Consider the following 23,165-nt stretch of genomic DNA (forward strand, 5'->3'; position numbering starts at 1 on the left):
GCCCTGCGGGTACATCCGGATCATTTGACTTCCCTCCAGCTGGCGCGGGACTCGTGCGGCTCGAGGCCCCCGCCCGTGGGATCAAGGGGCAGGCGGCGTCCCCGGATGTACCCGCAAGTAGTTACGGCCAGCACGGCCAGGATGGCCATTGCCCGGCGCAGACCGGCGGGGTCCGTTCCCCGGATCCTGCCCAAAATGCCAGCGGCTACGGCACGGGGCAGCACGCTGCGGACGTACCGGCGTTCGGGCCCCAGGGCGCGCTTGTGGCCGACGATCTTGCTGACCAGAGCTTTTGATATCCCCTCAGACCAGCCGCGCCGCAGCATGTAGTTCAGCGTGCCCCGCTGCGCGGGGACGTAATGGTTCACCACGGCCGCCGGTTCGTACACCACGCGGCCACCCGGCGAACCTATGGCGGCGCGGATGCAGATTTCCGTCTCCTCGCAGCCCAAAGGCAGCGAGTTCTGCCGGCCCAGGGACGTGTTGAAACCACCCGCCACCTGGAGAACCTGGGAACGGAAAGACATATTGGCGCCGACGACGTTGCGGACCTCGGCCGCCACCTTGGGCATGCCGCGGTGCGTGCAGCCGACGATCCAGTCCAGCTCCTCGCCGAAATAGGCCGGCCGGCTTGTTTCCCATTCCGGCACGACACGTCCGCCCACGGCCAGCACATCGGGGTCGTCGTAGAGGGCCGTCAGCCGCTCCAGCCAGTCCGGGGCCGCCACTGCATCGTCATCGAGGAAGGCAACGACTCCGGCCGTTGCCGCCGCGGCCCCCGTGTTCCGTGCTCCGGAGAGGCCTTTGGGGCCGGTGTTCTCCAGGAGCACGACATCATCGACCGAAAAGATGAGCCGCTTGTACAGGTCAACGTTGTAGTCGACCACCACGATGGTCTGCTGGGGCGGCACCGTTTGGGCGCGGACGGATTCGACGGCGGCCATCAGACGGTCCCATCGGTCTTCCGTGTAGGAGCAGATCACCACCGAAACGGCCGGAAGCCCTTCAGCGTGGTTCACGTTAATCACCTGCTATCAGGCCAAGGACGGTTGCCGGATCCGTCGGAATGTGGGGGAGGGAGATGCTGGGGTACCTGTATTTCACACGTCTGAGCGACTCCGGCCGGGCGCCGGCCGTGGGTGCTTCCCAGCCCACGCATTCACGGGCCAGGGTCCTCAGTACGCGCCACCCGTCACGGAATGTATTCAGGTTGGAATTGCCGGAGATCCGGTTGAGTTCGGTGCTGGGCACCTCGGCGATCCGCAGGCCAGCCCTGGACGCGCGGACGATCAGCTCCGTCTCGATTTCGAACCCTTCCGACGCCAGTTCGAGGATCTGCAGGCATTCCCGCCGCATGGCGATGTAGCCGTAGCAGAGGTCGGAATAGTTGCTGTGGAGCACCACGTTGGCGAGGCGCGTCAGGGCCCGGTTGCCGGCGCTGCGGAGCAGCGTGATGTCCTCGGACCCGCCACCGGTGACGTACCGGGAGCCCTTGACGAAGTCGAATTCATGCTGCAGCGGGGTGACGAACCAGCCTATTTCCTGCGGATCCATGCTCCCGTCCGCATCCAGCATGACAATGATGTCTCCGGAGGCCGCAGCGAGCCCGGCCCGGACGGCGAAACCCTTGCCGGCGTGGGTTTCCGAGACCACCACCACGTCGAGGCGGAGGGCACGGGCAACGTCGACCGTGCTGTCCAGTGAACGGCCGTCGACGATCACCACTTCGTCCACGTAGGAGGGCATGCGGCGCAGAACCCACGGGAGGTTCATGGCTTCGTTCAGGGTGGGAATCACCACGCTGATGGAGGCCAGAGGAACCGGCGCCGGACTTGGTGCATGAACAGCCGAAACTTGTATGGGGATGGTCACTAGCCTCACCACTCATTGGGGTCGTATGCCTATGCCCGTCCCGAGCAGCTTCCCGGCTGGTTACGGGAAATCGAAGCGCCTGCTGCTGCGGTCCTGGCAACTTGCTTGCACTCCCCCTCGGATCATGTTCGGCTGAGCAGCCTGTAAAAAGCTTGGGATTCCTTGAAACAGCCCCAGTTTTGGGGGTCAGGGATTCCTTGGAATCCCCAAGGCCCAAATGCCATAGTTTCCCCATGGCCTCTACCCCAGCCCACGGTAACCAGCAAAAACACCGCGTATGGCGGTTCGCCGCGCTCGCCGCGGTGGCGATGCTCACCGCGTGCGCTCCCGTGGCCAAGGAAGCGCAGCGGCTGCCGTTGGACCGACTGCCCGAGACCCAACCCTCAGCGGTCGGGCCGTCTACCAAGTCACAGTCGCCGGCTACGCCCTCTCCCGCCAAGCCCTCTGCAGCGGCACCAACTGGAGCGGCACCAACTGCAGCGGCACCGTCTGCAGTGGCACGGGCGGCAGCTGAACCAACTGCAGCTGCGCCGTCCACGGCGGCACCATCGGCGGGACGGCGGCCCACCCCGGGGCAGCCGGTGCCTGCCGTCGACCCGGCGGTGCACAAGTTGCCTGTAGGCGATTTGCCCGGCTGGAAGCAGGTCTTCGTGGAGGACTTTGAAGGCGGCGACGTTCCGATTGGCGCATTTCCCGGCCCGGCCTACATTGATAAGTGGAGTGCCGGCTATAAGGACGGGTGGCCCGATTCCGCAGGCCAGACCGGCCAGCCTTCACGCTACTATCCATCCAAGGTCCTCAGTGTGAAGAACGGCATGCTGGACTGGTACCTGCACACGGAGAACGGCATCTCAATGGGGGCCGCGCCTACTCCCAAGATTCCGAATGCCACCACCAACCCTCCCCGCGCCAACAGCCTCCTCTACGGCAGGTACTCCGTCCGGTTCAAGGCAGATCCCCTGAAAGGCTTCAAGACAGCCTGGCTCCTGTGGCCGGACAGCAAGATGTGGCCCCGGGACGGAGAAATTGACTTTCCGGAAAGCGATCTGGCTACATCCTCGTTTTACGGAGCAGTGCACAAGATGGGCAAGGACCCGCGCGACACAGATGTCTTCTATGCCAATGCTTCGTTCACCTCCTGGCACGTCGCCACTATGGAGTGGACGCCGGGAAAGGTCGAGTTCTTCCTTGACGGCCACTCGCTCGGAGCAGGTACTTCCCGAGTGCCGAACACCCCCATGCATTACATACTCCAAACGGAATCCTGCATGTTCAATGTGTGCCCCAAACCTAAGACGGCAGGGCACCTCCACCTGGACTGGATCGCTATCTGGAAACGCGCCTAGAGGGGTCGTAACTGCCCGCCTATTTCCGGTCGATGCCAAAGTTGTCAGTAAAGGTGTACCCCTCCGCCGGGACAAACTTTGCTGCGAGCCGGTCAGCGGTTGCCGTCACGTCCAGCGTGCCGAGGGCGGCGTCGTGGTTGCTCCCGGACCAGGTGGCAAAGTAGCGGGATTCCGAATCCTGGTCGTTGACCTCGTAGAGCCCTTGGCCGCCGGTTCCGACTGTGGCGAAGACCGTTCCGGCGCCGTGGACCATGGTGGCCGAATCGGCGAGGCAGCCTTGGGAGAATGTGTCCGGCACCAGTGCCGGGCAGCCCTGGCCCAGCCCCAGTTGGTGGCTCCGTTGATAGACGTGGTCGTGGGCGCTCAGGACCAGGTCTGCCTTCTTGTCGATGAGCATGTCCGTGAAGTCACCTCCGGCCTGGCAATCATACTTGCCCACACTGAGACAAGGAGTGTGCATGCCCACCACGGTCCAGGGGATGTTCTTGGACCTCGCACCGTCCAAGGCGGCTGCTGTCCAGCGCCACCGCTCACTGCCCCGCGAATAGTCCAGGTTGTTTCCGTCATGGAATTTGATCCCCGGGGACACCATGATGAAACGCACCAGCGGGTTCCGTTCCGGGTAGTCGGCGTACCACTGGATTCCGTACTCGCCTTGGAGCCCCGGCAGCTTGTTGGGCAGGCAGTTGACGATGTTGGCGATGTCGCCGTCATGGCCGTCGCTCTCGTGGTTTCCGGTGACCACCTGGTAGGGAAAGTCCCCGCCCAGCTTGCCGGTGACCATGTCACAGAAATCCTGCTCGCGCCCTGCCTCGTAGGGGAAGTCCCCGAGGGCCAGGTTCAGCTCAGGACGCAGGCCGCCGATCGTGTCAAGCACCTTCCGGGCCCCCGCGCCCAGCCCGATGTCGCCTTGGGCCGTGAAGTGGACGGCGGCTGGCACTGTGGTGGAGGCGGGCCCCGCCTGCGGCGGGGGCGGACCCTGCTGGCATGCGGTGAGCAGCAGCGCCATCGAAAGTACGGCCGGAGCAACCCCGGACCATCTCCGCTGTTTGGACAGTCCAGTCATGATCCCTCACACCGCGGAACTGAGCCTGATGCCGCCGCAGGCTGGCGAACAGTAATTACTGTTAGGCCCTCAGGGTAATGCCCGCAGGGCCCCGAGACCATGCCCCGGCCCATGCGCCGGCACCGCCCCGGACGGCAGTCACACTGCGAGTAAAGGATATGACAAAACTTGTCACGGCACGTACGCTCGCAGTCGGACCTCTCGCACCTGACTCTAAGGAGCCTCACGTTGAAGATCGCCAAAATCCTGACTGCGGCCACGGCCACGGCCAGCGCGGCCCTGCTGGCACCCGTCCTCTGCGGCCCGCTGGCGCAGGCCGCCGCAGCCCGGGAGGTGCCGGTCAAAGAAGTGCCGGCCCCGGACGGTGACGGCACGTTGAGCAGGGACATCGCCGGTGGCAGCAGCACCACAGTTTCAGCCGCCCCCTTCGCGGCGCAAGTTTCCTTCGACTCAGCAGGTACCAACATGGGGTGTACCGGCAGCCAGATCGCTGCGAGCTGGGTCATTACGGCCAAGCACTGCAACTCCACGAGCCTGAGGTCGGTCCGCCTGGGCACCAGCTACCTCGGAACCGGAGGCGCCGTCCGTTCGGTTGCCGGGCGCTACGCCGCTCCAGCCGGGGACGTCCTATTGCTGAAGCTGTCCACGCCGTACTACGGCTCCTACGTGGGCCTGTCCAGTTCTTTTCCTGCCACCGGAATACCCGCGAGGGTTTATGGCTGGGGCGATCAGTCCGAGGGTTCCGGCGCCATGTCCTACTACCTCAAAGCGGTGGACGTCTCGGTGGTGTGGCAGGGCGTGGACAACTACGGCGGTCCGTCCGTCCGGACGCGGTCGGAGAGCGGCCATACGCTCAGCGGCGACTCGGGCGGGCCGCTCATCGTGAACGGCAAACTTGCAGGTGTCCTCTCCACGTCGGACCTCCTGCCGGCCCCGAACCCCTCGAATTACACCGGTTACTACAATGACCACGCCTCCGTGGTCCGCAATCTCGCCTGGATCACTAGCGTCTCGGGGGTTCGGGGCTCCTAGCGGTTTACATCCCGGGCAGATCGAGGGTCTCGTATACCTGGATGCTCGCGCCGGGCATCATGAGGTGCGGGTGTCCGTCGAGGAGGGCCAGGGCGCCGTCCATGTCCTCGGCCTGCAGGATGCCGTATCCGCCCACGCTCGCGGTCGTGTCCGAAATGCCCGACTGGCTGACCTCCTTGCCGGCACCCAGGGGCTGGCCCATGTCCACGATGCCGCTGCCGGCCCGGGACGCCCACTCCATCCAGGCCTTCATGCCCTCCTGCGCGGCCTCGGGGGAACTCTCCGCCATCTGGGATTGTGCCGACTGCGGTGCGTTGTAAAGAACTACAAACTTCTTCATTGCCGGTCCTGTCTCTGGGGTAGTGGTCTTTGGGGGTTGTGGACTGATGCTCTTTGCGGCGGCCGTCTCCGGGGCTGACCCTCGCAGCCACAGGTCGATCCTAGGGGGATTCGGCCGCTGGCGATACAGTTCAAGGGCACCGGTCACGGAAAATTCGCCGGCCCGCCAGAGGGTATTTCGCTGTGGGAAAACCTTGGCGATGAAGACGTTAAAAGCAAAGTTGAGCGTAGTACACTCAACCTAGCTAAAACGTCTTCGAAAGGAGCTCTCTTTGGACGCCAAATTCACCACCAAGAGCCAGGAGGCTCTTTCGGCTGCCGCCATGAACGCCTCCACGGCCGGGAACCCGCAGGTGGAACCCGCCCACCTGCTCAAGGCGCTGATGGATCAGCGGGAGGGCGTCGCCGTCGCACTCCTCCGCGCCACCGGAGCGGACCCGGATACTGTCAGCGTCCAGGCCAGTACCGCCATCAAGGCACTGCCCGCCACGTCCGGAAGCTCGGTCCAGCAGGCCCAGCTGTCCCGGCCTTCCCTGCAGGCGATCCAGAACGCCCAGAACGAGGCTGACAAGCTGGGGGATTCCTTCGTTTCCACGGAGCACCTGCTGCTGGGGCTCTCGGCGGGAAGCGACGGCGTGGGCAGGCTGTTGCGCGACGCCGGCGCGTCGCATGAGGCGTTGACAGCGGCCCTGCCGGGTGTCCGCGGCGACCGCAAGGTCAACTCGCCCGATCCCGAGAACACCTTCCAAGCCCTGGAAAAGTTCGGCACAGACCTCACCGCGACCGCCCGCTCCGGCAAGCTGGACCCCGTTATTGGGCGGGATGCCGAAATCCGCCGCATCATCCAGGTGCTCAGCCGCCGAACCAAGAACAACCCCGTGATCATCGGTGAGCCGGGCGTCGGCAAGACGGCCGTCGTCGAGGGCCTCGCCCAGCGCATCGTCGCGGGCGACGTGCCGGAGAGCCTTCGCGGGAAGACCCTGATCGCCCTTGACCTGGCCGCCATGGTGGCCGGCGCCAAGTACCGCGGCGAGTTTGAGGAGCGCCTCAAGGCCGTCCTTGAGGAGATCAAGAACTCGGACGGCCGGATTGTCACGTTCATCGATGAGCTGCACACCGTGGTGGGAGCCGGGGCCAGCGGCGAAAGCGCCATGGACGCCGGCAACATGCTCAAACCCATGCTGGCCCGGGGCGAGCTGCGGCTGATCGGCGCCACCACCCTCGACGAGTACCGCGAGAACATCGAGAAGGACCCCGCCCTGGAGCGGCGCTTCCAGCAGGTGTACGTCGGGGAGCCCAGCGTGGACGACACCATCGGCATCCTGCGAGGCCTGAAGGAGCGGTACGAGGCCCACCACAAGGTTGCCATCGCCGACTCCGCGCTGGTGGCTGCCGCGACGCTCTCGAACCGCTACATTTCCGGCCGGCAACTGCCGGACAAGGCGATCGACCTCGTGGACGAGGCCGCCTCCCGGCTGCGCATGGAGATCGACTCCGCCCCGGAGGAGATCGACCAGCTGCGCCGTCAGGTGGACAGGCTCACCATGGAGGAGCTGGCCCTCGCCAACGAGACGGACGCAGCCTCGGTGGAGCGCCTCGCTGCCCTGCGGGCGGACATGGCGGACAAGAAGGAGCAGCTGGCCGGCCTGAACGCCCGCTGGGAGGCCGAGAAGGCCGGCCTGAACCGCGTTGGCGACCTGAAGGCAAAGCTGGACGAGCTGCGATCCACGGCGGACAAGGCGCAGCGCGAAGGTGACCTGGAGACAGCGTCCCGGGTCCTCTACGGCGAAATTCCGGCACTGGAACGCGAACTGAATGACGCCGCAGAGGCTGAGGCCGCCGTCGCCGACAAGTCTGCCCTGATGGTGGCGGAGGACGTCACCGCCAACGACATCGCTGAGGTCATCGCGGCGTGGACCGGCATTCCGGCCGGCCGCATGCTCCAGGGCGAAAGCCAGAAGCTGCTGCACATGGAGGAGGAACTCGGCAGGCGGCTGATCGGTCAGTCCAAGGCCGTCACTGCCGTGTCCGACGCGGTGCGCCGCGCCCGGGCCGGCATCAGCGACCCCAACCGGCCCACCGGTTCTTTCCTGTTCCTCGGCCCCACCGGCGTGGGCAAAACCGAACTCGCCAAGGCTCTCGCGGACTTCCTTTTCGACGACGAACGCGCCATGGTGCGGATCGACATGTCCGAGTACAGCGAGAAGCACTCCGTGGCGCGCCTCGTCGGTGCGCCTCCCGGCTACGTCGGCTACGAGGAGGGTGGTCAGCTCACCGAGGCCGTCCGCCGCCGGCCGTACTCCGTGGTGCTGCTGGACGAGGTGGAGAAGGCCCACCCCGAGGTGTTCGACATCCTCCTGCAGGTGCTCGACGATGGCCGCCTCACCGACGGCCAGGGCCGCACCGTGGACTTCCGCAACGTGATCCTGGTGCTCACATCAAACCTGGGCAGCCAGTTCCTCGTGGACCCGACGCTGGATGCGAACGCCAAGCGCAACGCGGTGATGGCCACGGTGAACGCTTCCTTCAAGCCGGAGTTCCTGAACCGGCTGGACGAGGTAGTGCTGTTCGATCCGCTGTCAGTCGAGCAGCTCGCCCGCATCGTCGAGCTGCAGGTGGCCGAGCTGACCAAGCGCCTGCAGGAACGGCGCCTCTCGCTCGAGGTCACCGAAGGGGCCCGCTCCTGGCTGGCAATGTCGGGCTTCGACCCGGCCTACGGCGCCCGGCCGCTGCGCCGCCTCGTGCAGCGCGAAATCGGCGACCGGCTGGCCAAGGCCATCCTGGCCGGTGAAATCTCCGACGGCGACACCGTCCTGGTGGACACCGCCGCCGATCTCGGGGAACTCACCGTCGAGGGCCTGGAAGCACTGTCGGGGCCCGACGGCGGTGCTCCCCTGGGCAGCGGGCTCACGGTCCGCCGCCGGGACTAGCATTGGGTTGGCCCGCTCCCTTGGTTCCCTTGGGAGCTAGGGGAGCAGGCTTGCCTTGATGATATTGCCGGACGCGGTGACGTAGCAGTCCACGCGGCGGTCACCCTTGGCCCAGCTGGCCGTGCTCGGATACGCGAGGCGGTAGTTCAGGTTGTAGGCGTTGGATTTCTCCGTCAGTGGCGCGGCCTGGCACGTTTCCCTGGCCCTGGTCTTCATGGCGTCACGGCCCGGGTATGCGTCCCCGCCGGCGTAATGGGTGATCGCTATCAGTTGGGCGGAATGGTCGGTGGTGCACGCAACCACGGTGGACTTGGACGCTTCGGGGTCGAAGTCCTTGAAGCAGTCGCCGACCCGGAAATCCAGCGGGCTCACGCTGGCCAGGGGCAGAGTGGGCCGGGGCGACGCGGCAGTCGGGGCGGGGGGAGGATCCGCCGCTGCCGCGCCGGGCCCGTTGGCCGCCTGCATGGTGGCGCCGGCGAGGAGTGACGTCAGGAGCCACACGAGCAGGCCGCCCACCACGAGCAGCGCAGCGACAAAGCCGGACTTGAGCAGGATTTGCCGGACCTCGGGCTGCGCGAGCCGGGAGCGGAACGATCCGGCGAGGCTTCTGGGCTGGACCGCATTAGGTTGCGCTTGTTTCGGTGGGGCTGATTTGGGCTCCTCCGGCCCGGGTTGCACAGCGACGGCGCGGGCCGGCCCGCGTTCCCCGTCGTGGCTGGGATCGTTGTCATTCATATGGGGGCGGCACCCCTTCCTGGCGTTCGCTCGGCGGTGAGTATCCGGCAATATGCGTTTCCACGGTGCGGCCCGTGCGGCCAATTGCCGGATTCCCATGCCCGCTTAATTCAGTCGTTCAGGAGACTCTATCGAACAAAAAATCCCTACGAGCCCCGGATTGCCGCGGAGAAGCGGACCGCGGCTGTCTCTGGAGGCCCCCGTGGCAAGCAGATGCCGCCGAAAGCATGTAATCTAGGGATACGACAAATTGACCAAACATTCCGGGGCCTCACCGATCGCCAAAGGTGACCACCTCCGGTCCAAGTACAAAAGGGGGTCACGCCATGGGGCGCGGCCGTCAAAAGGCAAAAGCTACCAAGCAGGCTCGGGACATCAAGTACTACTCCCCGAACACTGATTATTCGGCCCTACAGCGAGAGCTCACGGGTCCGGGAAGTCGTGCCACGAGCCATTTCGCGAATGAACCGGTCGAGCCGGACTATTCAGCCTACGTGGATAAGTACGCGGACGATTTGGATGAAGACGACGACGAGGTAGACAGCCGTCGTATCGGTTAGTCGTTCCCGCTGAACTGCCTTAAGGCAGTTGGCTGCGAGCCGCCGTCGTACACCACAGCTATCAGGCCCGTTGGGCACGCCAGTATTTTGCGTGCCCAACGGGCCTTTGGCGTTGCCGCGCATGCCCCCTCGGGAACCCGCCCCTCAGGAACGCGGCCGTAGGAACCGTGCCCTTCAGGAACTAGGCTGGAAAGAATTCAGCCAACGGAAGGTTCGGACGCATGGTTCAGCGCAGCGGGTACAGCCTCGGAGAGCTTTGCTGGGCGGACGTCCAGACACCGGACGTGGCCGCCGCCAAGGCCTTTTACGCCGCCGTGTTCGGGTGGCGGTACGAGGACCTGCCCACTCCGGACGGCCGCAGCTACGCGAAGGCCTTCCTGGACGACGACGTCGTGGCGACGGTGGCACCGCAGCCGCAGCAGGGTGACACACGGCGGCCCGCGCAGTGGAACATCTACTTTGCCACGGACGACGCCCGGTCCACCGCTGCGGAAGCCGAACATGCGGGCGGCGCGGTGCAGTTCGGACCGGAGGGCATCGGGGACACCGGAACCATGGTGTTTGTGGAGCCGCCGGGCGGCGGTGCCACCGGCGTATGGCAAGCCGGAACCCATCCCGGCAGCGGGCGGCACAATGAGCCCGGCGCGTTCGCCTGGGCCGAACTGCTCACACCCGAGCCGCAGGCCGCCGTCGGGTTTTTCCAGCACCTGTTCGGTCATGAGGTGACGGAATATCCGCAGGACGACGGCGGCACCTACACCACGCTGCTGGTGAACGGCAGGGAGGTGGCGGGCATTGCCCCCGCCCCGCAAGAGGACGAGGACGAGGACGGCGAGCCCGGCAGCCGCGGCTGGCAGGTCTACTTCGGCGTCTCCAGTGTCAAGGAAGCGGTGCTGTCGGCCGTGGCGGCCGGAGCCGAGGTGCTGGTGGAGCCGGAGTTCGACGACGACGGCGGCACCATTGCCACCCTGAAGGACCCGCAGGGCGGCGTCTTCAGCGTCCTGGAGGTCTAGTCCCCACCGGCCCCCTCGCCTCGCAAGCTCGGCCAGGGAACCCTGCCGGCGTGGGCCCAACCGGCCCCTCGCCTCGCAAGCTCGGCCAGGGAACCCTGCCGGCGTGGGCCCAGGCGGCGGCTTAAACGTCGAGGGCTCCCCAACCGCCGATGTGAATAAACCGGCAGTGGGGGAGCCCTCGATAAATTAGTTACGCGTAGGCGTTGACCAGCTGGACGGCGCCGCCGTCCACGCCCTTGGCGCCCTGGACGTAGTCCGGGCCGGTCTTGGCCACGGCGTCGGAATCGGCGCTGATGGAACCCATGATCCAGGACGGCAGGCCGCGCTCGTTCAGGCGGGCCACGGCAGCGTCGGCAGCTTCGGCGGAGACCACGGCCACCATGCCGACACCGAGGTTCAGCGTGCGCTCCAGGTCGGGCAGCGGGACGCGGCCCAGCTCCGAGACAAGCTTGAAGATGGCGGGCAGCTCCCAGGTGGAGCGGTCAACGGTGGCCACGAGGCCCTGCGGCAGCACGCGCGCCAGGTTGGCGGCGAGCCCGCCGCCGGTGACGTGGCTGAAGCCGTGCACGGCCTTATCCGCGGTGACGGGGAAGGCCCGCGCCAGGTCCAGGCAGTCCGCGGCGTAGACGCGGGTGGGTTCCAGCAGTTCCTCGCCCAGCGTGCGGCCAAGTTCGGAGACCTGGCGGTCCAGGGCCCAGCCGGCGTGGTTGATGACGCGGCGGACCAGGGAGTAGCCGTTGGAGTGCAGGCCCGAGGAAGCCATGCCGATCACCACGTCGCCTTCGCGGACGCGGTCCGGTCCCAGCAGGGCGTCTGCCTCAACAACGCCGGTGGCGGCACCGGCGACGTCGTACTCGTGCTCACCCAGCAGGCCGGGGTGCTCGGCGGTTTCGCCGCCCACCAGGGCGGTGCCGGCAACCGAGCAGGCGGCTGCGATGCCGCGGACGATGTCCGCGATGCGCTCCGGAACCACCTTGCCGCAGGCGATGTAGTCGGTCATGTACAGCGGCTCGGCGCCCACCACCACGATGTCGTCTACCACCATGCCCACAAGGTCGTAGCCGATGGTGTCGTGGATGTCCATGGCCTGGGCGATGGCCACCTTGGTGCCGACGCCGTCCGTGGACGTGGCGAGCAGGGGCCTCTTGTAGGTCAGGAGCTTCGAGACATCGTACAGGCCTGCGAAACCTCCGACGCCGCCAATCACCGATGCGTTGTGGGTCGCCTTGACGGCGTCCTTCATGAGCTCGACGGCGCGGTCGCCAGCCTCGACGTCCACACCGGCGGCCGCGTAGGTGATGCCGGTGTTGTTCTGGGCAGCATTCATGTCTGCAGTGGAGGAAGCGGAAGTCATCAGGACTCTTTCTTGTCAGCGCCGACGGTCGCAGCGTCGTGGTGGACATCGGGCACGCGGTCGGCGTCGGTGAGCAGGTTCTCGAACTCGGCGTCCGGCCCCGGATCGCAGCCGGTGGCTCCCGGCTTCTCGGCAGGGTCCTCGGTGACGGGGATGCTGTCCGGATTGCCCGCTGTGGCGGTGGCCGGTTCGATGGCGGCTTCCGCGGCGGCGTCACCGGAGGCGGCCGAAGCGCCGCCGGCCGGGGTGGCCGGCACGCCGCCCAGGTCCGTGCGCTCCAACAGGTTCTTGCCCAGTTTGTCCGAGCCCGGGAGCTCGATGGGGTACTTGCCGGTGAAGCATGCCGTGCAAAGCCGTTCGCGGGGCTGCTGGGTGGCACCGATCATGCCGTCTTCGGAAATGTAGGCCAGCGAATCGGCGCCGATGGCCTGCGAGATCTCTTCGATCGTGGCGCCGTTGGCGATCAGCTCTGCGCGGGAGGCGAAGTCGATGCCGTAGAAGCACGGCCACTGGACCGGCGGGGACGAAATTTTGACGTGCACGGCGGCAGCGCCGGCTTCGCGGAGCATCCGGACAATGGCGCGCTGCGTGTTGCCGCGGACGATCGAATCATCCACCACCACCACGCGTTTGCCGCGGATCACGGACTCCAGCGCGTTGAGCTTCAGCCGGATGCCCAGCTGGCGCAGCGTCTGGGAGGGCTGGATGAACGTGCGGCCCACGTAGGAGTTCTTGACGAAGCCGTGCGCGAACGGGATGCCGGATTCTTCGGCATAGCCCACGGCTGCGGGGGTGCCGGATTCCGGGACCGGGATGACAATGTCCGCTTCCTGCGTGTTCTCGCGGGCCAGCTGGCGGCCCATCTCCACACGGGATTCGTACACGGACCGCCCGGCGATCGCGGCGTCGGGGCGCGCGAGGTAGACATATTCGAAAACGCAACCGGCCGGCGTCGGCTCCGCAAAGCGCTGGGACCGCACACCCTGCTCATCGATGGCGATGAATTCGCCGGGTTCGATTTCGCGGATGAAGCTGGCGCCCACGGTGGCCAGGGCGGACTGTTCGGACGCCACCACCCAGCCGCGTTCCAGCCGGCCCAGGCAAAGGGGGCGGATGCCGTAGGTGTCCCGCGCGGCGTACAGGGTGCCCTCGTCCATGAAGACGAAGCAGAATCCGCCCTTGATCTTGGGGAGCAGCTCGATGGCGGTCTGTTCGAGGGACTTGCCCTCTTCACCCTCCAGCAGTGCCGTTACCAGGGCGGTGTCCGAGGTGTTGCCCTGCTTCATTTCGCCGCTGAGCTGGCCGCCGTTGCGTTCCAGGATCATGGCGTTGAGCTCGGCGGTGTTGGTCAGATTGCCGTTGTGCGCCAGGGCCACCGTGCCGGTGCTGGTGGCACCGAGGGTGGGCTGGGCGTTGGCCCAGTGGCTGGCTCCAGTGGTGGAGTAGCGGCAGTGGCCGACGGCCAGGTGCCCGGTCAGGGTGTTAAGCGTGGTCTCGTCGAAGACCTGGGATACGAGGCCCATGTCCTTGTAGACGTTGATCCGCTTGCCGTCGCTGGTTGCTATGCCAGCCGACTCCTGACCGCGGTGCTGCAACGCGTACAGCCCGTAGTAGGTAAGTTTTGCTACTTCTTCACCTGGTGCCCAGACCCCGAAGACGCCGCAAGCGTCCTGTGGGCCCTTTTCGCCAGGGAGAAGATCATGAGAAAGTTTTCCATCGCCGCGTGCCACTGGTCGATTATCTCACGTCGTGAGGTAAGGAAATTCCGGCCGCCGGATTATGACCGCGGGCCGGGCTCGCCGTCGTCCGTGGTCCGCTCCGGTGCGGGGCCCGGTTCCGTTCCCGGTTCCGTTCCTGGTTCGGTGCCTTGTTCTACGGCTGGGTGCGCGGCCGGTGCCGTGGCCGGGTGCGTGCCTTCGGCAGAATGCTCCGCTTCCGGCACGGCTTCGACGACGCCGCGGCGGGCGCGGCGCACGCTGGTGCGGTCCAGCACCAGGGCGGAAATTGCGCCGAGAATCACACCGGCCGCGGCGCACGGCACCATGAAGAAGCCGTACACGGCGCCGCGGTCGTAGCTGGCATCGCCGGGGAGGGCGTACGCAATGACCGCCGCCGCGGCGAAGCCCACCAGCCCGCCCAGGATCAGGAAGGGAACATACTTGGGGGCGCGCCGGACGGTGATCTCGCGCCGTTCGGGGGTGGGTTGGTCGGAAGACATGCCATCTAGCCTACTGTCATCCCGGCCGCGGGCCTGCCCCGGCGGGTTCAGCCTGCTCAGGCCTTCGGCCCCGCCGGGACCAGCCGCTGCCGCTGCTCGCCCAGGAGTTCCCCGCCGGACATCCGCATGACGTCGCCGGCTAACAGGTACGGGAAGCGGCCGGACAGTGCCACGCCCTCCGGGGTGCCGGTGGTGATGAGGTCGCCGGGTTCGAGCACCATGTACTGCGAGAGCCGGCGCACCAGTTCTACCGGCCCGAACACCATGTCCGCCGTCGAGCTGTCCTGCCGGACCTCGTCATTGACCCAGGACGCGAGGCGGATGCCGTCCGCATCCACTCCCGCGGCGGGCACCAGCCAGGGCCCCACCGGGTTGAAGGTGGGGCAGGATTTGCCCAGCGACCACTGCGGCCCGGAGTGCTCCAGCTGGTACTCACGCTCGGAGACGTCATTGGACAGGACGTAGCCGGCGATGCAGTCGGCCGCCTCGGCGTCGGATACCAGGTAGCTGGCACGCCGGCCGATGACCACTCCCAGCTCCACCTCCCAGTCCACCCGCTGCGCCCCGGGCGGGATGACGACGTCGTCGTCCGGACCTACAACGGTGTTGGGATGCTTGAAGAAGATAATGGGGCGCTCCGGCACGGGCAAGCCGGATTCGGCGGCGTGCGCGGCGTAGTTCAGCCCCACGCCGATCACGGCGCCGGGCCTGGCGATGGGCGCGCCGACCCGTTTGCCGTCGAGGGTCACCCGGGGGAGGCCTGTCAGGTCCAGATCCGTGAGTTGGCCGGCCCAGGCCTCCAGGAAGTCCCCGTCGATGTCCTGGGTGACCGGCCGCAGGTCATAGCCCTGGCCGTCGTCGTCGATGACCACAGGTACCTCGTTGCCCGCCGGGCCAATGCGCATTAACCGCATGCTGTCTCCTTTCAGCTGCCGCGGTAGGTGGAGTAGGCGAACGGGCTCAGCAGCAGCGGCACATGGTAGTGCTCGGTGCCCGTGACCTCGAAAACCAGGTCTACCTCCGGGAAGAACGTGGTGCCGCCCTGCTGGGCATAGTAGTCGCCGGTGGCGAAGTTGAGTCGGTAGTTCCCGGGGGCCAGGACTTCCGGTCCCAGGTCCTTCGCGCGGCCGTCCGCATCGGTGGTGCCGGTGCCCAGCTGAGTCCAGCTGCCGCCGTCGTTCGCGTAAAGCACGACGGCGATACCCGCCGCCGGGCGTCCGGCGCCGGTGTCCAGAACGTGGGTTGTTACGTGGGAAACGCTCATTCGCTGATCACTCCTTCTAGGCGCAGCAGGGCGATTTCCCGCAGCTGCTGCGCGACAATGGCGTCTTCCTGCGCCGGGGTATTGGCCAGGCGCTCGTTCAGCGCTGCCAGGATTTCGGGGGCCGTGCGTCCGGCGGCCCGGATCAGGAAGACCCGGCCAAACTTTTCCTCGTAGGCACGGTTGCCGCGCACCAGGGCGTCGGCCACGTCGGTGTCCGCCGGGTCCACGCCTGCCTGCTCGGACCGGGACATGGCGGCCTCGGTGGTTTGCGCGGCGGGGCGTTCGCCGATCCTCGGGTGGTGGGCCATTGCGCCTTCCACCTCGTCCGGCGTGAACGGCGCGGCGGCGGCCCGGGCTCCGTCGAGGAGCTCCCGGCGGGAGGCGAAGGGGCGCGCAGCGGCGATCTGGTCTACCCAGCGGGGGACGTCGATGCAGGGGCGCAGGACTGCGTTGGCAGCGTCCCTGTCCGCGGCGTTGAATTCGGCAAGCTTCACGTTGTGATCCTCAAGCAGATGCTGGCATCCATGGTGACGGCTATGCGGAGGGCCGGATGCTTTCCCGGCGATCGCCAACCCCTTATCGAGGGATCGTTGAGTTCCGCATCATGGAACTGTTATTTCAGCATACGTAATAGTGAAGCCGAGTAGGTGCGCCGGTGTCAAGAGACTACAGCAGGGGCTGAGCTTGGACGGATACCCGGACGCCCGGACGTCCGGACGCTCCCTCAGCTTTTGGAGGCTTTTGGCCAACGCTTCCGCAATCGGTGCGGACGGGTTTGGGTTTTTCCTGCAGGATCTGAGGACGGGTTTGGGGGATGGAGTAGTGCTGGCGCTTATGAAGGGGGTGGCTGGGGGCCTCGAGGGGCCAAGAATTGTCAAAGCTCGAAGAAGTAGCCTGTCCAGACCGTGGCTATCCGCCGCGGCACCGTTCCGGCCGGAAGATAATCGGATATGCAGATCCTGGTGGTTGAAGATGACGAATCGGTGGCCGCCGGCGTGATGGAGGGCCTGACCAGGGCCGGCTTCCAGGCCCGGCACGTCGCCGACGGGGCAGGGGCGCTCGCCGAGGTCCGCAGCTCCAGTCCTGATTTCGTGCTCCTTGACCTGGGCCTGCCGGACATGGACGGCACGGACGTCTGCCGGTCCATCCGGTCCCTGACCATGACACCGATCATCGTTGTCAGTGCCCGCGACGAGGAAATCGACCGGGTGCTGGCCCTGGAGCTGGGGGCAGACGACTATCTGGTGAAGCCGTTTGGAATGCGGGAGCTCGTCGCGCGGATCCGGGCCGTGGCCCGGCGCACGGCCGACCCGCAGTCTGAGACCGCCCCGCCGGCCGACGGCGCGCGCGTCATCGGCACCCTGAGCATCGACCAGCGCTCGCGGCGGGTCCTGGTGGACGGGACCGAAATCCATCTCACCGCCAAGGAGTTCGAGCTCCTCTACTACCTGGCGGAGGACCCCGGCGCCGTGTGCCAGCGCAGCGACATTCTGCGCGCGGTGTGGGACGGCACCTGGTACGGAACCACCAAGACCCTGGACGCGCACGTGGCAGCCATCCGCAAGAAGCTCGGCGACCCCCGCTGGATCGAGGCGGTGCGCGGCGTAGGGTTCAGGCTGGACGTGCCCGGATGAGGTGGCGGCTGATTTCCGTGTTCATGGCCATCACGCTTCTGGTGGTGCTGGTGCAGGACATTCCGCTGGGCAGCTACCTGGTACGGGTGGAACGCGACCGGCTGGCCACCTCCCTTGAACGCGACGCCTTTTTGCTCAGCGGGCGGGCACGGCAGCTGCTCGAAACGGGCGCTTCGGAACCCGGGACCGTGGCCGCCGCCGTCCGCGATTACGGCCACGCCAGCGGGGCCCGCGTGGTGGTGGTGGACCGTTCCGGTACAGCCGTGGCAACGTCCGACGACGACCAGTCGGCTACAGGGGCCTCCTACCTTTCGCGCCCCGAAATTTCCGCCGCGCTCGCTGGCCAGATCACCTCCGGTCAGCGGCACTCGGACACGTTGGGATTCGACCTGGTCTACGTCACCGTTCCCGTCCTCAGCGGCGAGAACATCACCGGTGCAGTGCGCCTGACCTACCCGGCGTCCGTAGTGGACGACCGCGTCTCCGGCCAGCTGAGGGTGATGTGGGCGGTTGCCGGCATCACTGTCCTGCTTGCCGGGCTGCTGGCCTACCTGATGGCTGGGGCCGTGACCAGGCGGATCAAGCGGCTGCAGAAGGCCACGGAACTGCTCGCGGAAGGCAACCTCGCCACCCGCACCGAGGAGGAGCAGGGGCCGCCGGAGCTGCGCACCCTGGCCCGGTCCTTCAACCAGATGGCGGACCGGCTGGAGCACCTGCTGCAGCAGCAGCGGGGGTTCGCCAGCGATGCGTCCCACCAGCTGCGCACGCCCCTGACGGGGCTGCGGCTGCGGCTGGAGAACGCCGTGGATGCCGTCGGTAATGATCCGGACGGGGCGCGCGTCATGGTGGCAGACTCGCTGGAGGAGACGTACCGGCTGCAGCTCATCATTGACGGCCTGCTCCTCCTGAGCCGGGCGGACAGCCGCAATGTGGACCGGGAGGATGCGGACCTCAGCGAGATCGCCCGGAACCGCGTGGAGCAGTGGGAAGCGCTGGCCGAGGAAAGCGGGGTGCGGACGGTCCTGGACGCGGTTCCGGATGCCAGGGTGGTGGCCATGCCCGGCGCGGCAGAGCAGATCATCGACAACCTCATCGACAACGCCCTGGCCGTGGCGCCGCCGGACTCGGAGATCCGCCTGGTGGTCCGCCCTGACGGTACTTCGGGAGGCTACGAACTTCACGTGCTCGACGACGGCCCCGGGCTTTCCGAGGAAGACCGGCAGAAGGCCTTCAACCGCTTTTGGCGCGGCCAGTCGACGTCGGAGGGCAGCGGCCTCGGCCTGGCCATCGTCCAGCAGCTCGCCGAAGCCAGCGGCGCGGCGGCGTCCCTCGAAGCCAGGCCCGGCGCCCCGGGCCTGGACGCCCGGGTCACATTCAAGGGCGCCGCGCGCCCCTGACGGATGCACCGTAACGGGTTTCGCCATATTCTGGCCAAGTGGATACAAGCACCGTGAACTCCGGCGAACAGGTTGACAGGCAGGCGCGCATTCTTGAAGCGGCGCTGGGTCTGCTGTCACGCCACGGCATCTCAGGTGTGAATATGCGCGCTGTGGCCCGCGAAGCCGGGGTCGCACTCGGCCTCGTGAATTATTACTACGAAGACAAGTCGAGCTTGATCCGTGCGGCCTTGCACCGGATCGACGAGCAAGACCTCATGCTGGTCGCTGCCGACCCCGCTTCGCCCCCGGACGAGCAGCTCCGAACGGCCCTTCGGCGCGTTGCCGGCCCGGAACTCCTGACCACACAATATCTGTCCCTGCGCCTCCATCTTTGGGCGCTGGCGCAAGCCCATGAAGACTTTGCGCTGATCAACGCGGCTGCGTTTGAGCGGTATCTCGATGGGCTCGCGACGCTGATAGGGAATGCCAAACCCGAGCTCACCAGCGATGAATGCAGGGAGCGGGCGGCCGACATCGTCGTCGTGCAAAACGGCATGTGGCTGACGGCGCTCCTTGGCGTAGACGAGGCATCCATCCGGAGGAGCCTCGCCCGCACGGAGCAGATCGCCTTCGCCGGCTAGCGGATACAGAACCCTAGCTAAACACGCACACTCGGCCTGGGCGACCCACGCCCCAAACTTTTTGAACAGATGTCCAGTTTTAACCTTGAACACTTGTTCAAGGTGGACTACTCTGCATGTGTATGACCTACACCACACAAACCGGGCCCCGCGGAAATAAAGGCGTTTCATCGGCGACCTCCGGTTTCCGGCTCAGGGAAGAATCCACTCGGCGCAACTCCCTGGCCGTCTCGTCAAACCCCACGCCGGGCTAACGGCGATCCAGCACTGCATCTAGCAACAACTCAGAATCCACAACGTTCTCCGGGGCACGGTGTATTGCCAGCTTCCGGATGAAGGACAACCCGCCCCGGCGGGTGATCTGCACCAGGTAGAAGGAGAATTTGCATGACACAGACCAACTACGACTACGTCATCGTCGGCGGCGGAAGCGCGGGTTCCGTGCTCGCCAACCGCCTGAGCGACGGAGGCCAGAGCAGCGTCCTGGTTCTTGAAGCCGGACGGAGCGACTACCCCTGGGACCTTTTCATCCAGATGCCCGCAGCGCTGACCTTCCCCAGCGGCAACCCTCTCTATGACTGGCGCTACGAATCCGATCCCGAGCCCCACATGGGCGGCCGGCGGGTGGCACACGCCCGCGGCAAGGTCCTGGGCGGCTCCAGCTCCATCAACGGCATGATCTTCCAGCGCGGAAACCCGCTCGACTACGAGCGCTGGGGCGCCGACGCCGGCATGGAAACGTGGGACTTCGCGCACTGCCTCCCGTACTTCAACCGGATGGAAAACGCGCTTGCCGCCGATCCCGACGATGAACTGCGCGGACACTCCGGCCCGCTGGTGCTGGAGCGCGGCCCCGCCACCAATCCGCTGTTCCAGGCCTTCTTCGCCGCCGCCCAAGAGGCTGGATACCCGCTGACCGACGACGTCAACGGCTACCGCCAGGAGGGCTTCGCTGCATTCGACCGCAACGTCCACAAGGGCCAGCGGCTCTCCGCCTCCCGCGCCTACCTGCGGCCCGAATTCGGCCGGAAGAACCTGACCGTCCTGACCCGGGCCCTCGTCACCAAGGTCAACTTCAAGGGCAACGTGGCCACCGGTGTCACCTACCGCCGCAACGGCAAGACCCACCAGGTCAACGCCGGTGAAGTTATCCTGGCCGGCGGCGCCATCAACACGCCGCAGCTGCTGCAGCTCTCCGGCGTCGGCGATGCCGTCCACCTGAACTCGCTGGGCATCAACTCCGTGGTGAACCTGCCCGGCGTCGGCGAAAACCTCCAGGACCACCTCGAGGTCTACATCCAGCATGCCTGCACCCAGCCGGTCTCCATGCAGCCCAACCTGGACCTGTGGCGCTACCCGCTGATCGGGCTGCAGTGGATGCTGGGGCGTAAGGGGCCGGCCGCCACCAACCACTTCGAGGGCGGCGGCTTCGTCCGCTCCAACGACGACGTGGCCTACCCCAACCTGATGTTCCACTTCCTCCCGGTCGCCGTCCGCTACGACGGCCAGAAGGCGGACGCCAAGCACGGCTACCAGGTGCACATCGGCCCCATGTACTCCGACGCCCGCGGCAGCCTGAAGATCAAGTCCACCGATCCCACGGTGCACCCGTCCATGCTGTTCAACTATCTTTCCACCGACCAGGACCGCCGCGAGTGGGTCGAGGCGATCCGCGTTGCACGCGACATCCTTGGCCAGTCCGCCATGGGTCCCTTCAGCGGCGGCGAGCTTTCTCCCGGACAGAGCGTGCAGACCGACGCGGAGATCCTTGACTGGGTTGCCCGCGACGCCGAAACGGCGCTGCACCCGTCCTGTACCGCGAAGATGGGTCCGGACTCCGATCCCATGGCCGTGGTGAACCCGCTGGACATGAGCGTGCACGGCACCCGCGGCCTCCGCGTGGTGGACGCGTCGGCCATGCCCTACGTGACCAACGGCAACATCTACGCCCCGGTGATGATGCTCGCCGAGAAGGCTGCCGACCTGATCGCCGGCAAGGCGCCGCTCGCGCCCCAGCACGCCGAGTTCTACCGGCACGGCGTGAGCCCGCTGGAACGCGGCGGAGCCGCGCCGGTAGCAGCCACCGCGGCGGCGAAGGGCTAGGGGATCAGCATGACGATTTATACCGAACTGAAGCTCGCCCGGGGCCTGTACGTCGACGGCGCCTGGCAACCGGCGTCCGACGGCGGGACCACCACAGTGCGCTGCCCGGCGGACGGGCGCGAGGTGGCGGTAGTCGCCTCGTCGACGGTGGAGGACGCGGAGCGGGCGATCGCCAGCGCACGGGCCGCGTTCGACGACGGCCCGTGGCGCCGGCTCACGGACTTCGAGCGCGGCGCTGTCATGCTCCGCGTCGCGGACCTCCTTGAGCGGGACAAGGCCGCCTATGCGCTGGCCGAGGCCCTCGACACGGGCAAGCGGCTCGTGGAGGCCGAGTACGACATGGACGATATCGCCGCGTGCTTCCGGTACTACGGCAAGGTCGCCGGACTCGACGCCGGCCGGGTCATCGACACCGGCCGGGCGGATGCCATCAGCCGTGTGGTGTACGAGCCGCTCGGGGTCTGTGCCCTCATCGCGCCGTGGAACTACCCGCTCCTCCAGGCGGCGTGGAAGGTCGCGCCGGCGCTCGTCGCCGGGAACTCGTTCGTACTCAAGCCCAGCGAGCTTACGCCGTCGACCTCGATCCTGCTCATGGAGACGCTCGCGGAGGCCGGTGTCCCGGCCGGCGTCGCGAACCTCGTCACCGGAGCCGGGTCAAGGGTGGGCGGCCCGCTCAGCTCCGACCCGCGCGTCGACCTCGTCTCCCTGACCGGAAGCCTCGCCACGGGGCAGACGATCATGGCGGCCGCAGCGGAGACCGTGAAGCGCGTCGCGTTCGAGCTCGGCGGGAAGAACCCCAACGTCGTCTTCGCGGACGCGGACTGGGACGCCGCCGTCGACAACGCCCTGACCGCGGTGTTCCTGCACTCCGGCCAGGTCTGCTCGGCAGGGGCGCGGCTCGTCGTCGAGGAGACGATCGCCGAACGTTTTGTGGCCGAGGTGGTCCAGCGGGCCGGGAAAATCCGGATGGGCGGACCGTTCGACCCCGACGCCGAGACGGGGCCGCTCATCTCCGCCAAGCACCGCCAGCAGGTCCACGCCTACGTCCAGGCCGGGATCGCGGAAGGCGCTGAGCTCTTGTGCGGCGGCTACATTCCCGACGACGGGCCACTCGCGGACGGCTTCTTCTACCCGCCCACCGTGCTCGGCAACTGCCGCTCCGGCATGAGCGTGCTGCAGGAGGAATCGTTCGGTCCGGTGCTGACCGTCGAGACGTTCCGGACCGAAGCCGAGGCGGTCGCGATCGCGAACGACACCGAGTACGGCCTGGCCGGCGCGGTGTGGACGTCGGACGCGTCGAAGGCGCAGCGCGTCGCCGGCGCCCTCCGGCACGGAACGGTGTGGATCAACGACTACCACCCGTACGTCCCCCAGGCGGAGTGGGGCGGTTTCGGGAAGTCGGGGATCGGCCGTGAGCTCGGCCAGGCGGGCCTGGCCGAGTACCGCGAGGCCAAGCACATCTGGCAGAACATCGCCCCCGCCCCGAGCGGATGGTTCGGCTCAGCTCCCGGGGAAACGGCGGGCGCGGCCGGCTAGGCATCAGCTTTGGGGGAGACGGCCGGGCGCTGCAGCGCGGTGCCCGGCCGTCGATACACCTGCGTGCGATTTCACGTGGGTGTAGTGTTACCCGCGTCCAAAGGCGGCCGCGGGTCATCACCATCGTGCTTTTCTGACTTAGG

General features: G+C 66.9%; 21 protein-coding genes. 10 read left to right on the top strand and 11 right to left on the bottom strand.

Features of this window, described 5'->3' with window-relative positions; genetic code table 11:
• Positions 1-20: 20 nt before the first annotated feature.
• Positions 21-1,019 carry a glycosyltransferase gene (locus J7I85_RS01560; RefSeq protein WP_214845741.1) on the bottom strand — a complete coding sequence of 333 codons (999 nt, stop codon included), beginning with the start codon at positions 1,017-1,019 and terminating at the stop codon, positions 21-23.
• Position 1,020: 1 nt separating this feature from the next.
• Positions 1,021-1,872, bottom strand: a complete 852-nt coding sequence (locus J7I85_RS01565) for a glycosyltransferase family 2 protein (protein WP_214845743.1) — start codon at positions 1,870-1,872, stop codon at positions 1,021-1,023.
• Positions 1,873-2,105: 233 nt separating this feature from the next.
• Here J7I85_RS01565 and J7I85_RS01570 point away from each other — a divergent pair, with 233 nt between their 5' ends.
• Positions 2,106-3,218 carry a glycoside hydrolase family 16 protein gene (locus J7I85_RS01570; RefSeq protein WP_251023780.1) on the top strand — a complete coding sequence of 371 codons (1,113 nt, stop codon included), beginning with the start codon at positions 2,106-2,108 and terminating at the stop codon, positions 3,216-3,218.
• A gap of 19 nt (positions 3,219-3,237) precedes the next feature.
• Here the strand turns inward: J7I85_RS01570 and J7I85_RS01575 are convergent, their stop codons facing one another.
• Complete coding sequence (locus J7I85_RS01575; protein ID WP_251023781.1) at positions 3,238-4,284, bottom strand: metallophosphoesterase; 1,047 nt, start codon at positions 4,282-4,284, stop codon at positions 3,238-3,240.
• A 168-nt stretch (positions 4,285-4,452) separates the two neighbouring features.
• On the opposite strand from J7I85_RS01575, the gene J7I85_RS01580 reads away from it, so the two are divergent.
• Positions 4,453-5,316, top strand: a complete 864-nt coding sequence (locus J7I85_RS01580) for a trypsin-like serine protease (protein ID WP_251023782.1) — start codon at positions 4,453-4,455, stop codon at positions 5,314-5,316.
• A 4-nt stretch (positions 5,317-5,320) separates the two neighbouring features.
• On the opposite strand, the gene J7I85_RS01585 is transcribed toward J7I85_RS01580, so the two are convergent.
• Entirely contained in the window at positions 5,321-5,656 is a 336-nt protein-coding gene (locus J7I85_RS01585) for a YciI family protein (protein ID WP_214845749.1), read from the bottom strand.
• A 271-nt stretch (positions 5,657-5,927) separates the two neighbouring features.
• On the opposite strand from J7I85_RS01585, the gene clpB reads away from it, so the two are divergent.
• On the top strand, positions 5,928-8,585 hold the full coding sequence (gene clpB / locus J7I85_RS01590; RefSeq protein WP_214845751.1) for an ATP-dependent chaperone ClpB: 2,658 nt from the start codon (positions 5,928-5,930) through the stop codon (positions 8,583-8,585).
• A gap of 36 nt (positions 8,586-8,621) precedes the next feature.
• Here the strand turns inward: clpB and J7I85_RS24780 are convergent, their stop codons facing one another.
• On the bottom strand, positions 8,622-9,320 hold the full coding sequence (locus tag J7I85_RS24780) for a septum formation family protein (RefSeq protein ID WP_251023783.1): 699 nt from the start codon (positions 9,318-9,320) through the stop codon (positions 8,622-8,624).
• 326 nt (positions 9,321-9,646) lie between these two features.
• Here J7I85_RS24780 and J7I85_RS01600 point away from each other — a divergent pair, with 326 nt between their 5' ends.
• Both J7I85_RS01600 and J7I85_RS01605 read left to right on the top strand, forming a co-directional pair.
• Positions 9,647-9,880 carry a DUF3073 domain-containing protein gene (locus tag J7I85_RS01600; protein ID WP_003803040.1) on the top strand — a complete coding sequence of 78 codons (234 nt, stop codon included), beginning with the start codon at positions 9,647-9,649 and terminating at the stop codon, positions 9,878-9,880.
• Between the two features lie 221 nt (positions 9,881-10,101).
• On the top strand, positions 10,102-10,893 hold the full coding sequence (locus J7I85_RS01605; protein ID WP_214845753.1) for a VOC family protein: 792 nt from the start codon (positions 10,102-10,104) through the stop codon (positions 10,891-10,893).
• 190 nt (positions 10,894-11,083) lie between these two features.
• Here the strand turns inward: J7I85_RS01605 and purM are convergent, their stop codons facing one another.
• From purM to uraD, 6 genes are read right to left on the bottom strand one after another with little or no spacing between them, the layout of a single operon-like run.
• The gene (gene purM / locus J7I85_RS01610; RefSeq protein WP_214845755.1) at positions 11,084-12,247 is read right to left on the bottom strand and encodes a phosphoribosylformylglycinamidine cyclo-ligase; all 1,164 of its coding nucleotides are present in this window, start codon (positions 12,245-12,247) and stop codon (positions 11,084-11,086) included.
• Positions 12,247-13,977 carry an amidophosphoribosyltransferase gene (gene purF / locus J7I85_RS01615; protein ID WP_214845757.1) on the bottom strand — a complete coding sequence of 577 codons (1,731 nt, stop codon included), beginning with the start codon at positions 13,975-13,977 and terminating at the stop codon, positions 12,247-12,249. Before purF ends, purM begins: the two co-directional genes overlap by 1 nt.
• A gap of 47 nt (positions 13,978-14,024) precedes the next feature.
• Positions 14,025-14,465 (bottom strand): hypothetical protein, encoded by a 441-nt coding sequence (locus J7I85_RS01620; protein WP_308159357.1) that lies wholly within the window; start codon positions 14,463-14,465, stop codon positions 14,025-14,027.
• A 56-nt stretch (positions 14,466-14,521) separates the two neighbouring features.
• Positions 14,522-15,379 (bottom strand): fumarylacetoacetate hydrolase family protein, encoded by an 858-nt coding sequence (locus tag J7I85_RS01625; RefSeq protein ID WP_214845759.1) that lies wholly within the window; start codon positions 15,377-15,379, stop codon positions 14,522-14,524.
• Positions 15,380-15,390: 11 nt separating this feature from the next.
• A complete protein-coding gene (gene uraH / locus J7I85_RS01630; RefSeq protein WP_214845761.1) occupies positions 15,391-15,729 on the bottom strand; it encodes a hydroxyisourate hydrolase in 339 nt (112 codons plus the stop codon).
• Complete coding sequence (gene uraD / locus J7I85_RS01635) at positions 15,726-16,223, bottom strand: 2-oxo-4-hydroxy-4-carboxy-5-ureidoimidazoline decarboxylase (RefSeq protein WP_214845763.1); 498 nt, start codon at positions 16,221-16,223, stop codon at positions 15,726-15,728. The genes uraH and uraD overlap by 4 nt, the downstream gene beginning before the upstream one ends.
• A gap of 456 nt (positions 16,224-16,679) precedes the next feature.
• Here uraD and J7I85_RS01640 point away from each other — a divergent pair, with 456 nt between their 5' ends.
• From J7I85_RS01640 to J7I85_RS01660, 5 genes are all read left to right on the top strand, one after another.
• Complete coding sequence (locus tag J7I85_RS01640) at positions 16,680-17,363, top strand: response regulator transcription factor (RefSeq protein WP_214845765.1); 684 nt, start codon at positions 16,680-16,682, stop codon at positions 17,361-17,363.
• Positions 17,360-18,760 carry an ATP-binding protein gene (locus tag J7I85_RS01645; protein ID WP_251023784.1) on the top strand — a complete coding sequence of 467 codons (1,401 nt, stop codon included), beginning with the start codon at positions 17,360-17,362 and terminating at the stop codon, positions 18,758-18,760. Before J7I85_RS01640 ends, J7I85_RS01645 begins: the two co-directional genes overlap by 4 nt.
• A gap of 38 nt (positions 18,761-18,798) precedes the next feature.
• Complete coding sequence (locus J7I85_RS01650; RefSeq protein WP_214845767.1) at positions 18,799-19,383, top strand: TetR/AcrR family transcriptional regulator; 585 nt, start codon at positions 18,799-18,801, stop codon at positions 19,381-19,383.
• Between the two features lie 387 nt (positions 19,384-19,770).
• Positions 19,771-21,486: a choline dehydrogenase gene (gene betA / locus J7I85_RS01655; RefSeq protein WP_214845774.1), complete on the top strand. Its 1,716-nt coding sequence runs from the start codon at positions 19,771-19,773 to the stop codon at positions 21,484-21,486.
• Positions 21,487-21,495: 9 nt separating this feature from the next.
• Positions 21,496-23,022: an aldehyde dehydrogenase family protein gene (locus tag J7I85_RS01660; protein WP_214845776.1), complete on the top strand. Its 1,527-nt coding sequence runs from the start codon at positions 21,496-21,498 to the stop codon at positions 23,020-23,022.
• Positions 23,023-23,165: the final 143 nt, after the last annotated feature.

The sequence above is a fragment of the Arthrobacter sp. ISL-65 genome (assembly GCF_018613795.1).
Taxonomy (GTDB): Bacteria; Actinomycetota; Actinomycetes; order Actinomycetales; family Micrococcaceae; genus Arthrobacter.